The sequence below is a fragment of the Comamonas sp. MYb396 genome (assembly GCF_037479555.1).
In the GTDB taxonomy this organism is placed as follows: domain Bacteria; phylum Pseudomonadota; class Gammaproteobacteria; order Burkholderiales; family Burkholderiaceae_C; genus Comamonas.
Genome location: NZ_JBBGYU010000001.1, coordinates 52,990 through 65,049, shown reverse-complemented (window position 1 = coordinate 65,049; position 12,060 = coordinate 52,990). Strand labels below are relative to the sequence as shown.

The 12,060-nt window shown below is 62.4% G+C and carries 10 protein-coding genes; 4 read left to right on the top strand and 6 right to left on the bottom strand.

What is annotated here, in order from left to right:
- Positions 1-66: 66 nt before the first annotated feature.
- Complete coding sequence (locus WH265_RS00260) at positions 67-2,574, bottom strand: EAL domain-containing protein (protein WP_339556931.1); 2,508 nt, start codon at positions 2,572-2,574, stop codon at positions 67-69.
- A gap of 419 nt (positions 2,575-2,993) precedes the next feature.
- Between WH265_RS00260 and WH265_RS00255 the strand changes: the two genes are divergently transcribed.
- The 3 genes from WH265_RS00255 (at position 2,994) to bioB (ending at position 5,398) form a co-directional block, all read left to right on the top strand.
- Complete coding sequence (locus tag WH265_RS00255) at positions 2,994-3,461, top strand: VOC family protein (protein ID WP_027011159.1); 468 nt, start codon at positions 2,994-2,996, stop codon at positions 3,459-3,461.
- Positions 3,462-3,474: 13 nt separating this feature from the next.
- Positions 3,475-3,894 carry a glyoxalase superfamily protein gene (locus WH265_RS00250; protein WP_339556930.1) on the top strand — a complete coding sequence of 140 codons (420 nt, stop codon included), beginning with the start codon at positions 3,475-3,477 and terminating at the stop codon, positions 3,892-3,894.
- A gap of 478 nt (positions 3,895-4,372) precedes the next feature.
- Entirely contained in the window at positions 4,373-5,398 is a 1,026-nt protein-coding gene (gene bioB / locus WH265_RS00245) for a biotin synthase BioB (protein ID WP_339556929.1), read from the top strand.
- A gap of 85 nt (positions 5,399-5,483) precedes the next feature.
- Here bioB and WH265_RS00240 read toward each other — a convergent pair whose 3' ends face one another.
- On the bottom strand, positions 5,484-6,539 hold the full coding sequence (locus WH265_RS00240; protein WP_339556928.1) for a quinone-dependent dihydroorotate dehydrogenase: 1,056 nt from the start codon (positions 6,537-6,539) through the stop codon (positions 5,484-5,486).
- Positions 6,540-6,593: 54 nt separating this feature from the next.
- Between WH265_RS00240 and rpiA the strand changes: the two genes are divergently transcribed.
- Positions 6,594-7,265: a ribose-5-phosphate isomerase RpiA gene (gene rpiA, locus WH265_RS00235; protein WP_339556927.1), complete on the top strand. Its 672-nt coding sequence runs from the start codon at positions 6,594-6,596 to the stop codon at positions 7,263-7,265.
- Positions 7,266-7,350: 85 nt separating this feature from the next.
- On the opposite strand, the gene WH265_RS00230 is transcribed toward rpiA, so the two are convergent.
- The 4 genes from WH265_RS00230 to WH265_RS00215 all read right to left on the bottom strand — a co-directional run bounded on the left by WH265_RS00230 (position 7,351) and on the right by WH265_RS00215 (position 12,036).
- Entirely contained in the window at positions 7,351-8,010 is a 660-nt protein-coding gene (locus WH265_RS00230) for a glutaredoxin domain-containing protein (RefSeq protein ID WP_339535334.1), read from the bottom strand.
- Positions 8,011-8,134: 124 nt separating this feature from the next.
- Positions 8,135-10,192 (bottom strand): M3 family metallopeptidase, encoded by a 2,058-nt coding sequence (locus WH265_RS00225; RefSeq protein WP_021028069.1) that lies wholly within the window; start codon positions 10,190-10,192, stop codon positions 8,135-8,137.
- Positions 10,193-10,392: 200 nt separating this feature from the next.
- On the bottom strand, positions 10,393-11,241 hold the full coding sequence (gene folD, locus WH265_RS00220) for a bifunctional methylenetetrahydrofolate dehydrogenase/methenyltetrahydrofolate cyclohydrolase FolD (protein WP_339556926.1): 849 nt from the start codon (positions 11,239-11,241) through the stop codon (positions 10,393-10,395).
- Positions 11,242-11,403: 162 nt separating this feature from the next.
- Entirely contained in the window at positions 11,404-12,036 is a 633-nt protein-coding gene (locus WH265_RS00215) for a response regulator transcription factor (RefSeq protein WP_021028067.1), read from the bottom strand.
- Positions 12,037-12,060: the final 24 nt, after the last annotated feature.

The following is a 12,060-nucleotide window of genomic DNA, read 5'->3' as shown; positions in this document are numbered from 1 at the left end:
GTCCGCCACTGACCAGGTGCTGCCGTGTCAGCAACGGTGGGCGGAATGCAGCCAGGGCTGCCTCGGCTAGTGCACGCGGTCCGTAGGCAGTGCCTCGGTAGTGTCGGAGAAGGGCTGGGGCCGTCCTACCGCATAGCCCTGCGCGTAGTCGATGCCCATGCCGCGCAGGGTGTCGACAATCTCGGGCGTGGATGCGAACTCGGCAATGGTCTTCATGCCCAGCGCATGGCCCAGGTGGTTGATGGCGTCCACCATCGCGCGGTGTGCAGGCTCATTGAGCATGTCGGCGACGATGGCGCCATCGATCTTGAGAAAGTCCACGGGCAGGTTCTTGAGCGAGCCAAAGGACGAGACGCCAGCGCCAAAGTCGTCCATTGAGAAGCGGCACCCAATGGCCTTCAAGGCCTTGACCAAGCGGATGGCGTTGGGCAGATGCGTGATGGCAGCAGTCTCGGTGATCTCAAAGCACAGCGTGCGCGGGTCCACGCCATAAAGGGCAATCTGCTCTTGCAAAAAGTCCAGCAGGCGCTCATCACCCAGCGAGGTGCCTGACAGGTTGATCGCGCAGCAGGAGATCGCTGGGCGGTGCGCGGCTTTTTGCAGGCGGGCCAGGGTCTGCAGGGTTTGCTTGACCACCCAGCGGTCCACCATCGGCATCAGCCCATAGCGCTCGGCTGCCGGAATGAACAGCACGGGACTGATGATGTTGCCGTCGGGCAGGCGCATGCGTATTTGCACCTCGATGTGCAGGCCGCCCCCTGCGATATCGTCAGCGGCGGTGCTCAGCGCTTCAATGGTTTGTGCATACAGGCAGAAATGCCCACCTTCCAGCGCTGCCTTGATGCGTTCGACCCATTCCATCTCTCCGACATAGCGGGCAATTTCCTGGTCCACACCCGGGTCGTAGGCATAGACATTGTTGCGGCCGCGCTGCTTGGCACCGTAGCTGGCCATGTCGGCAACGCGCAGCACTTCTTCGACCGACGCCAGGGGTGCTGCGAGCTTGACCAGGCCAATGCTGATGCCCGCACTCAGACTGCGCTCACCCCACTGGATGCGCACATTCTGCGCGGCATCGCGGATCTGCTCGGCAATACGCTTGGCATCATCAAAGGAGCAGTGCTTGAGCAAAATGGCAAATTCGTCGCCACCGACACGGGCCAGCGTATCCCCTGCGCGCAGGCAGCGCTGCAGCATGGCGCTCATCGCGCGCAGCATGGCGTCACCTGCAATGTGGCCTGCGGTGTCGTTGATGACCTTGAACTGGTCCAGGTCCAGGTACATGATGGCATGGTCGCCCGGGGCTGCCCCAGCCTGTTTGGTTTGCTCCAGGAACACGCCCAGCAGGCGCTCGAACTCATAGCGGTTGACCAGGCCAGTCAGCTGGTCATGGGTGGCCTGCCAGGCCAGCTCGCGGATATAGCTTTGCTCCTGGCTCACATCGTGCAGCACAAAGACCGCTTCGGTCGTGCCGGTGTCGTCACCGATCGGCGTGAACGCGAGTTTGACCTCGCGCATATGGTGCTGCGCATCGCAGAGCCGGAAAATCGTCTCGCGCGGGTGCTCGCGCCCTTGCAGGGCATCGGCAATGGCCGTTTGCACCAGCGCAATGCTGGCGTCCCTGTCGCCGTCTCTTTGGTTCGCAATTGCAGCTGGCGGTATATGCATGTGCTGCACCAGTTCGCTGGTCACCAGCTGCTCCAGGCTCATGCCCAGCAGCTCTTCGGCCGCACGGTTCATGTACATCACATGCCCGGCAGCATCGGTGGTGATGACCGCCTCGCCAATGGCGGCCAGTGTGGTGGAGGCGCGCTCCCTGACGAGATCCAGTGCATCTTCGGCGCGGGCTGTTTTGCGCTGCAGGCGCCAGGTATGGCCCATCAGCAGGCCCAGCATGGCCAGCGCAATGCCGATATTGATGGACCACAGCCATTTGTTCATGGCCCGCGATGTATCGCCCAACACCTTGTTGAAGGCCCGCTCGGCCTCGGACAGCTGTATCTGCAGTGCATTGATCTGGGCCAGCCAGCTTTGCTTTTGCTCTGGGGTAGGGGGAGCTAACTGCATGCTGGCATAGATATCGCCCGCCAGATTCTGCAGCTCCTGCAAAGGCTCATCGGCGTCTTGCCAGCGGCCCAGCAGCTGGCCGATGGATGCGGTGTGCTTGAAATACACCGTCAGCCAGATCAGGGCATTGATCTCTTCGGGCTCATTGTGGCCTTGCAGCAGCAGCAGGGCCGCCTGGGGTCTGGCCGCATAGCCACGCTCTTCGAGCATCAGGCGCGCCTGCATGTCGCTCATGGGGATATGCAGGCCTTGGTGGAACTGCTCATAGGCGGCAGGGTCACCGCTCACCGCATAGCGTGCCAAGGCATAGGTCGCATCTTTCTGGCCCTTGCTCCACTGGCTCTCGCCAGAGCTGAAAGCCCGCATCGCCCCCAGAATATGCAGGCTGGAAATGGCCAGCACGGTCTGCACGATTGCCAACGCCACAAAGGGCCAGATGCTCAGCAGCAAGCTGCGTTTGCCCTTGGGCAGGGCATAGCCTCGCACAGGCTTGGCGTCGCTATGCATGGTTGTCGGCATCGGCGGAACTAGACGCGGCATGGCTGCCCCGCTAGGGATCCGAGATAGACCAACCCCGCTTCCGGCTGGAGACGCGATCTGGAGGGCGGGCAGGGCAGGTCAGCAAACATGGTGGGCGCGGTGCGAGGACGGTGAGACAAAGACGGTCCCAAAAAAATCATTCAAGCATAGTAATATGCTATTTGATGATTGAGTCCTTTAAATTGTAGTTATTTGGGGTAAATACGGGGAATTTTTCACGGGTGGGGGAGACGGCAATATGTAAGCAATGTTGACCATTTCGCAGAGATGCGCAAGCACCATCATGGCATTCTTTGCGTCGCACGCTCTACCGCGATGGCGGCCAAGCCTTGGCACAATGGCTGCTGCGGCACAAGCCTCACCATCTATACAAGGAGCCACACAGCATGTCAGCACAGCGTCCGTTCAAGGTTTTGGGAATCCAGCAAGTAGCGATAGGCGGTACCGATAAGGAGCGCATGAAAAAACTCTGGGTCGACATGCTGGGCCTGGCACAAACGGGCAGCTTCCGCAGCGAGCGCGAGAATGTCGACGAGGATATCCTGGCGATGGGCCAAGGGGCCTTCGCTGTCGAGGTCGACATCATGCAGCCGCTGGACATCGACAAAAAGCCTGCCGTACACGCCACGCCCCTCAACCACATTGGTCTGTGGATCGACGACCTGCCCCAGGCCGTGGCATGGCTCACCGCCCAGGGCGTGCGTTTTGCGCCAGGCGGCATTCGTCCCGGCGCTGCAGGCCATGACATCTGCTTTTTGCATCCTAAGAGCAATGACGAGTTCCCCATCGCCGGCGAGGGCGTGCTGATCGAGCTGGTGCAGGCACCCGCCGATGTGATTGCGGCGCTGGGTTGAGGCGGTCTTCAGCATGGCGGATACCCCCACTTTTCAAGCCTGTGTCATCCCGGTGCTGCGCAGCTTCGACGCCCAGCGGGCTGCAGAGTTCTACCAGGAGTTTCTGGGCTTTGTACAGGACTGGACCCACCGCTTTGGTGACGACTTTCCGCTCTACCAGCAGCTGAGCCTGCGCAGCGCTGCGGGCCTGGCCTGCTTGCTGCATCTGAGCGAACACCATGGTGATGCCTGCCCCGGCAGCACGGTGCGCATTGCCTGGCCGCAGCTGCAGGCCTTCCAGCAAAGCTTGCTGGCCAAAAACTACCGCCATGCCAAGCCCGGGCTGGAGCGCATGCCCTGGGGCATGCTGGAGATGCGCATTGCCGATCCCTTTGGCAACCACCTGGTGTTCTTTGAAGAGCTGCCAGCGGCACCAGAAGGTGCGGCTGCCTGAGACACTGCGCTGAGCCCCACAACCGCCGCACGCCGTTGCGGCTTTTTTATGCACGATTTTTGCAAAGACCCTTAAAGGCACTGGGACTAAAACACGGCGCCAGTGTCAATAAACTCCCAAATTCTGCCAGTGGTATTTGGCGAGCGGGGCCAAAGCTGGACGGCCATGGCCCCGATGGGCATCTGCCCGCGTTCCTGGCACCTTATCTGCAGCTATCTGCATGCCTTGTTACCGCGGCGGAGCCTTCCAGTCAATGCATAAAGCAGGTGGTTGGCTGCATATTGGCAGACATTGCAGAAATCTGTCTTCTTCATGCCTGCAATGCACCTGCAACAGCGCCTTAAATTGACGGCGTAGCAAAACTGCCAGGCAGGGCCGGAAGAGCCGGTGACGCAAGGGGCCGATGCGGCCTGGTAATGGACACAATAACTGCCATACCCAGGCATACCGCAACGGGTAGCGATTGAGGAGATTTCCCATGTCCAGCCCCCATACCCCGGATGCCGCCCTGTCAGCGGTGCATTGGCATCCCAGAGCTGCCGCAACCCAGCCGGCAGCCAAAGAGCCCTGGCCGGTGGCCCAAGTGCAAGCCCTGTTGGAGATGCCCTTTATGGCCTTGATGTTCCACGCGCAAACGGTCCACCATGCGCACTGGCCAGCCGGTGATATCGAGCTGGCCACGTTGCTTTCCGTCAAAACAGGGGGATGCCCGGAAAACTGCGGTTATTGCCCGCAGTCAGCGGCCTATGACACGGGGGTCAAGGCCGACAAGCTGATGGATGTGGCGGAGGTGGTGCGCGCGGCGCAAGCGGCCAAGGCGGCGGGTGCCAGCCGCTTTTGCATGGGTGCAGCCTGGCGTGCACCCAAGGACAGGGATATCGCCCAGGTCAGCGCGATGATCGCGGCGGTGAAGGCGCTGGGCCTGGAGAGCTGCGCCACCTTGGGCATGTTGGCACCCCACCAGGCGCAGGCGCTGCGCGATGCTGGGCTGGATTACTACAACCACAACCTGGATACCGGGCCGGACTACTACCGCGATGTGGTCAGCACGCGGCAGTACCAGGAGCGGCTCGATACGCTGGCCCATGTCCGCGCTGCAGGCATCAGCGTATGCTGCGGCGGTATTGTCGGCATGGGCGAGACGCCGGTGGACCGTGCCGCGCTGCTGGCCCAGCTGGCCAATATGCAGCCTTACCCGGAGTCCGTGCCCATCAACAGCCTGGTGCGCGTGCCCGGCACGCCGCTGGCCGATAGCGAACCGGTGGACCCGCTGGATTTTGTGCGCGTGGTTGCCGTGGCGCGCATTGTGATGCCACGGGCCCGCATCCGCCTGTCCGCCGGCCGCCAGCAACTGGGTGAGGCGGTGCAGACGCTGTGCTTTATGGCGGGCGCCAATTCGATTTTCTATGGTGACAAGCTGCTGGTCACCGGCAACCCGGAGGCAGATAGCGACGCCAAGCTGCTGGCCAAGCTGGGCCTGGCGAGCTTGAAAACTGCGGCTTGAGCGAGACGCTCGGACACATCGGCGCAGCAGGTGAGCACAAAAAAGGCCAGCGCATGCTGGCCTGGTGCGGGTTGCGATGACGGGATCAGCGCCGGCCGCCTTGCGCTTTCAGCGCCTGCGCAATCTCGGTGACGAGGCCGGGGCCCCGGTAGATCAGGCCCGTGTAGATCTGCACCACATCGGCGCCGGCCTTGATCTTCTCGACCGCGTCGGCTCCGCTCAGGATGCCGCCCACACCAATGATCGGGAACTGCGGGCCCAGAGCCGCGCGCAACTGGCGCACCACGGCATTGCTGGCCTCGAACACCGGCCGGCCCGAGAGGCCACCGGTTTCTTCTGCATGCTGCAGGCCTTGCACCGCATCGCGGCTGATGGTGGTATTGGTGGCAATCACGCCATCCATGCCATGGGCTTTGAGGCTGTTGGCAATCACGATGACCTGCTCTTCGCTCAGATCGGGGGCAATCTTCAAGAACACCGGCTTGTGCTTGCCATGCTCGCGTGCCAGCTGCTCGCGGCGCTGCACCAGTGCGCTCAGCAGGGCATCGAGCGCCTCATCGCTTTGCAGTGCGCGCAGGTTCTTGGTATTGGGCGAGCTGATGTTGACCGTGATGTAGTCGGCATGGGGGTAGACCGCATCGAGGCACAGCAGGTAGTCGCTGGTGGCGTTTTCGATCGGCGTGGCCGCGTTCTTGCCAATATTGAGGCCCAGCAGCAAAGGCGATGCCTGCTTGCGAAACTGCGCCTTTTTCACATTGGCCACAAAGGCTGCCAGGCCTTCGTTGTTGAAGCCCAGGCGGTTGATCAGCGCGTCGCGCTCAGGGATGCGGAACATGCGCGGCTTGGGGTTGCCCGGCTGGGCCAGCGGCGTGACCGTGCCCACCTCGACAAAGCCAAAACCCATGGCGCCCAGGCCATCGATGGCGCGGGCGTTCTTGTCCAGGCCCGCTGCCATGCCCACCCGGTTGGGGAACGGCAGCCCCGCCAAGGTGATCGGGTCGCTCACCCGGCTTTGGCGCCAGGCGCAGGCCAGCGGCGTGTTCTGGCCCTTGGCCAGCATGTCCATCGTGAAGTCGTGGGCAGCTTCGGGCTGCATGCCAAACAGAACGGCGCGGGAGAGGGAATAGGGGATCAGGGACATGGGATGGGATAATCAAGGCGTTATCTGTATTTTCGCTGATCTGATCGCACTACCATGACACAAGACGAATTAAAGGCCGAGGTTGGCCGCGCAGCCCTGCAGTATGTGGTTGCCGGAGAAATCGTAGGCGTGGGCACCGGCTCCACCGTGAACAAGTTCATTGATGCACTGGCCACCATCAAGGACCAGATCCCGGGCGCTGTCTCCAGCTCCGTGGCCAGCACCGAGCGCCTGCGCGCGCTGGGCATCCAGGTGTTGGATGCCAACGAGGTCGAGCGCCTCGCGGTCTATATCGATGGTGCCGATGAAATCGACCACCAGGGTTTCATGGTCAAGGGCGGCGGCGCGGCCTTGACGCGCGAGAAGATCGTGGCGGCGCTCGCCGACCGCTTTATCTGCATTGCGGACGCCTCCAAGCAGGTGCAGACCTTGGGCGCTTTCCCGCTGCCGGTGGAAGTCATCCCCATGGCTGCGGCCCAGATCGCCCGCCGCTTTGCTGCCAAGGGCGGCCAGGCTACGCTGCGCCTCAAGGACGGCCAGCCGCTGGTCACCGACAACGGCCAGCACATCCTCGACGTCACCGGTCTGGCGATTGCCGACCCTGCCGCCTTTGAGTCGGAAGTGAACCAGTGGCCAGGCGTCATCACCGTCGGCGTATTTGCGCACCAGAAAGCGGCTGTCTGCCTGCTGGGCACCGAGCAAGGCGTGGAAACGCTGGAGTTCTAAAACCGCCAAGCCCCCCACGCCTTAAAGCAATGGCCCGATCCAGCGAATGCCGGGTCGGGCCATTTTTTGTAAGGATGGCGTTTGCTTAGAACACAATCCCGGTCGGGTTGCTGGGCGTGACGCGATCGGGCTCGACGCTCTGGTTACCGGGCGCTGGCTCGGCACTGCCGTCTGCCGGTTGCGCGGCAGCAGGAGCGGCCGGGGCAATCACCTTGGGAATCAAAGGCTGCGCAGGGGCGGGGCGGTAGCTGGAGGGCAGCTTGGACTGGGCTGGATAGCCGGCTGCGTCCAGGTAAGCGCTCCAGTCGTTTTCATTAAAGCCACTCAGATGCTGGCTTCCCAGCGTGGCGAAGGGAATGGTGCCATCGGGGTTGAGCTTGCGCAGCGCCTGGATTTCGGCATTGGAGGTCACCGTCTTTTCTGCAAAAGGCACGCCCCGGGTCTGCAGGTAGCGGCGGGCCACATCACAGGCACCGCAGTCCTTGCTGGTGTAGAAGGTCAGCGGGTACTTGGTGGCCGCTTGTTTGACTTCCAGCGGCAGGTCATTGATCCGGGTACCCGCAGGCTCGGTGACAGCACCCGTCGATACCGATTGGCTCGGTGTGTCGGACGTGGGCGCGCGGTCCGAGAACGTGACCCGGCCATCGGGGCCCACAATGCGGTACACCGTTTGTGCGCTTGCCCAGCCTGCAGCGCAAGCGATTGCGGTGCCGACGAGCATGCTGCCCAAAGCCTTTGTCTTCATGCCTATCCCTCTCTATAGCTGTTGTAGCGCCATTATGCCTGCGCAGCACCCCAACAGGCTGTGGGCTGCGGTCTGCCGGGCACTGCAGGAGTGACCGGCAGGGGGCGGCCGGCAGACGGCCCGCTCAGGCCGTCAGCGGCTCGGCCATGCCCTGGTGGCGCAGCAGCGCATCGAGCTGCGGCTCACGGCCCCGGAAGGCCTTGAACGATTCCATCGCTGGGCGGCTGCCACCGGCTTCCAAAATCGCATGCAGGTAGCGCTGGCCCACCTCGCGGTCCACCACATCGCTGCTGCCGCGCTTTTGCGCTGCTTCTTCAAAGCTGGCAAAGGCGTCGGCCGACAGCACCTCCGCCCATTTGTAGCTGTAGTAACCGGCTGCATAGCCACCCGCAAAGATGTGGGTGAAGGTGTTGGGCATGCGGTTGAAGTCTGGCTGGTCGAGCACGGCCACCTGGCGGCGCACATCGCGCATCACGCCATAGATGGCGTCTGCATCGATGCCATTGCCCGACAGCTCGGTGTGGATGCGCATGTCAAACAGCGAGAACTCGATCTGGCGCAAGGTCTGCATGCCCGATTGGAAGTTCTTGGCCGCAATCATCTTGTCGTAGAGCGCGCGGGGCAGAGGCTCGCCGGTGTCGACATGGGCCGTCATATGGCGCAGCACTTCCCATTCCCAGCAGAAGTTCTCCATGAACTGGCTGGGCAGCTCGACCGCATCCCATTCCACACCACCGATGCCGGAGACATCACGCTCGTTGACCTGGGTGAGCATATGGTGCAGGCCGTGGCCGGTTTCGTGGAAGAGGGTGATCACGTCGTCATGGGTCAGCAGCGGTGGCTTGCCATCGACGCCGGCGGCAAAATTGCAGACCAGGTGCGCGATCGGGGTTTGCAGCTCGCCGTTGTCCGGGCGCAGCCAGCGGGTGCGCACATCGTCCATCCAGGCGCCGCCGCGCTTGCCGTTGCGGGCAGGCGGATCGAGGTAGAACTGGCCGACCAGCACGCCGTCGCGCTCGATGCGGTAGAAGGCCACGTCCTGGTTCCAGACCGGAGCGAGGTCGCCCTTGATCTGCACACCAAACAAGGTCTCGACAATGCGGAAGAGCCCAGCCAGCACCTTAGGCGCCGGGAAATACTGCTTGAGCTCCTGCTCGCTGAAGGCGTAGCGCGCCTCTTTGAGGTGCTCGCCAATGTAGCCCCAGTCCCAGGCCTGCGGGTTGTCCAGGCCCAACTCGGTGCGGGCATAGTCGCGCAGGTCTTGCACATCCTTTTGGCCATAGGGCTTGGCCTTGCTGGCGAGCTCCTGCAAAAATTCGAGCACCTGGGCGGAGGACTGGGCCATCTTGGGCGCCACCGACAACTCGCCAAAGCTGGGATAGCCCAGCAGATGCGCTTCTTGCTCGCGCATCTTCAAAATCTCGACCATCAAGGGCGTGTTGTCGAGCTTGGTATCGCCAAACTCGCTGGCCCGCGTGGTGTAGGCGCGGTAGAGCTTCTCGCGCAAGGCGCTGCTCTTGGCAAACTGCATCACCGGCAGGTAGCTGGGGATCTTCAAGGTCAGCTTGTAGCCGGGCTTGCCTTCGGCCTCGGCCGCAGCGCGGGCGGCCTGGATGACGTCCTGCGGCACGCCAGCGAGCTCATCGAGCTCTGCGTAGTAGGCAAACTGGTCGGTCGCATCCATCGCGTTTTCGCTGTACTTTTGGCAGGCGATGGCGCTTTTTTCTTGCAGCTGCGCATAGGTCTCGCGCGCCTGGCCTTGCAGCTCGGCGCCGCCGAGCACAAAGTTGCGCATCGCGTTGTCCCAGGCCTGCTTTTGTTCGCTGTTCAGGCTGGCCGGGTCGATGGCCTTGTACTTGGCATACAGCGCCTCGTCGGCGCCCAGCTGCGTCCAGAAGGCGGTGACCTTGGGCATCTCGGCGTTGTAGGCGGCGCGCAGCGCAGGCGTGTCGGCCACGGAGTTGAGGTGGCCGACCATGCCCCAGGCCCGGCCGAGCTTTTCGGTGCTGACATCGAGCACCTTGGCGATCTCGTTCCATTGCGCCGGGAACCCGGGCGCCGTGACCGTCTTGAGGGCAGCTTCACTGTCGGCCAGAAGCTGGTCGATGGCGGGGGCAATATGTTCAGGTTGGACCTGGTCAAAGCGGGGCAGGCCGCTGAAGTCGAGCAATGGATTGGTCATGGTGCTGTATATGGGGCCTGGCGCCCTGCAATCAATGCCATGTTGGCACTTGGAATGTAATCACGATCCGGAGATCATTGCCTGTCATTTAAGCACAAAAAAAAGCTGCTGGCACCGGCAAGGCGGATGCCAACAGCTATCGTTTTCATAGTTTTACCGCAGCGATAAATCGCCTCGGAATTGAGGCGATTTTGCGGAGATCAGGCGCGCTCGGCCGACTCCAGCGTGTTGACCATCAGCATGGTGATGGTCATCGGGCCCACACCGCCGGGCACGGGGGTGATGTAGCCGGCGACTTCCTTGACGCCCTCAAAATCCACATCGCCGCAGAGCTTGCCTTCGGCATTGCGGTTCATGCCCACATCGATCACCACGGCGCCGGGCTTGACCATGTCGGCGGTCAGCACATTGACCTTACCCACGGCCGCCACAATGATATCGGCCTGGCGCGTCATCGCAGCCAGGTCAGCCGTGCCGCTGTGGGTGATGGTGACGGTGGCGTTGGCTGCCAGCAGCATCATCGCCATGGGCTTGCCCACGATGTTGGAGCGGCCGATCACCACGGCGTGCTTGCCGCGCAGGTCCTTCATGCCGATCGATTCGAGCATCTTCATGCAGCCGTAGGGCGTGCAGGCCTTGAAGCCCACTTCGCCCACCATCAGCGCGCCGGCGCTGGCCACATGGAAGCCGTCCACGTCCTTCGTGGGCGAGATGGCTTCGATGACCTTGTGGTCGTCGATGTGCTTGGGCAGCGGCAGCTGCACCAGGATGCCGTGGATGCTCGGGTCGTTGTTGAGCGCCTCGACCCGGGCCAGCAACGCGGCCTCGGTCATGCTTGCGTCGTACTTCTCCAGCACCGAATGGAAGCCGCATTCTTCGCAGGACTTGACCTTGTTGCGCACATAGACCTGGCTGGCCTGGTTGTCACCGACCAGGATCACGGCCAGACCCGGAACGATGCCCTTGGCCTTGAGCTGGTCGGCTCGCGCCTTGACATCGGCACGCAGTTGCTGGGAGAGGGCCTTGCCATCGATCAATTGAGCAGTCATGTGGTCATCCAAAAAGGGTTGCGCGTGGTCCAGCAGCCGGGCGAGCCCCCAGCATGGCGCGCGGAATTGAAAAATGCGCCGTACCGAAGCCGGTACCGGCGCATTGCGCTTGGAGAAGCGTTGTTGGAACGTTGTCCCTAGGGCGCGAAGGCCGCTAATTTATCACGTTGCCTTGGCCGCTGCATTCGAGCCCAGCGCAATCTTGAGCAGATCAGCGACGGTATTGGCGCCCAGCTTTTCCATGATGTTGGCGCGGTGCGCCTCGACGGTCTTGATGCTGATGCCCAGGTCATCGGCGATCTGCTTGTTCAGGCGGCCGGCCACAATGCGCTCGAGCACCTGCGACTCGCGTCCGGTGAGCTTGGCCAGCAGTGCATCGCGGCTGGCCGCTTGCTGGTGGCCAGCGAAGGCATCGCGCGCCTGGTCGAGCATGCGCTCGACCAAGGCATCGAGCTGGGCTTCGTCAAAAGGCTTCTGGATGAAATCCATGGCGCCTTTTTTCATCGTGTCCACGGCCATCGGCACGTCGCCGTGGCCGGTGATGAAGACGATGGGCAGCGGCGACTTGTTCTCGATCAGGCGGTCCTGCAGTTCCAGGCCACTCATGCCACCCATGCGGATATCGACAATCAGGCAGGCGACCTCGCGGGCATCGTAGCGTGCCAAGAAGGATTCGGCCGAATCAAAGCAGCGCACCCGGTAATCCTTGCCCTCCAGCAACCATTGAAGCGAGTCACGCACCGCCTCATCGTCATCGACTACGTAGACCGTGCCCTTTTTGGGGATCAAGCTCATGCACAATTCCTTCTATCAGTATGG

Coding starts and splice junctions, on each gene's coding strand:
- WH265_RS00260 (WP_339556931.1), bottom strand. CDS start 2,574: ATGCATAGCGACGCCAAGCCTGTGCGAGGCTATGCCCTGCCCAAGGGC.
- WH265_RS00255 (WP_027011159.1), top strand. CDS start 2,994: ATGTCAGCACAGCGTCCGTTCAAGGTTTTGGGAATCCAGCAAGTAGCG.
- WH265_RS00250 (WP_339556930.1), top strand. CDS start 3,475: ATGGCGGATACCCCCACTTTTCAAGCCTGTGTCATCCCGGTGCTGCGC.
- bioB (WP_339556929.1), top strand. CDS start 4,373: ATGTCCAGCCCCCATACCCCGGATGCCGCCCTGTCAGCGGTGCATTGG.
- WH265_RS00240 (WP_339556928.1), bottom strand. CDS start 6,539: ATGTCCCTGATCCCCTATTCCCTCTCCCGCGCCGTTCTGTTTGGCATG.
- rpiA (WP_339556927.1), top strand. CDS start 6,594: ATGACACAAGACGAATTAAAGGCCGAGGTTGGCCGCGCAGCCCTGCAG.
- WH265_RS00230 (WP_339535334.1), bottom strand. CDS start 8,010: ATGAAGACAAAGGCTTTGGGCAGCATGCTCGTCGGCACCGCAATCGCT.
- WH265_RS00225 (WP_021028069.1), bottom strand. CDS start 10,192: ATGACCAATCCATTGCTCGACTTCAGCGGCCTGCCCCGCTTTGACCAG.
- folD (WP_339556926.1), bottom strand. CDS start 11,241: ATGACTGCTCAATTGATCGATGGCAAGGCCCTCTCCCAGCAACTGCGT.
- WH265_RS00215 (WP_021028067.1), bottom strand. CDS start 12,036: ATGAGCTTGATCCCCAAAAAGGGCACGGTCTACGTAGTCGATGACGAT.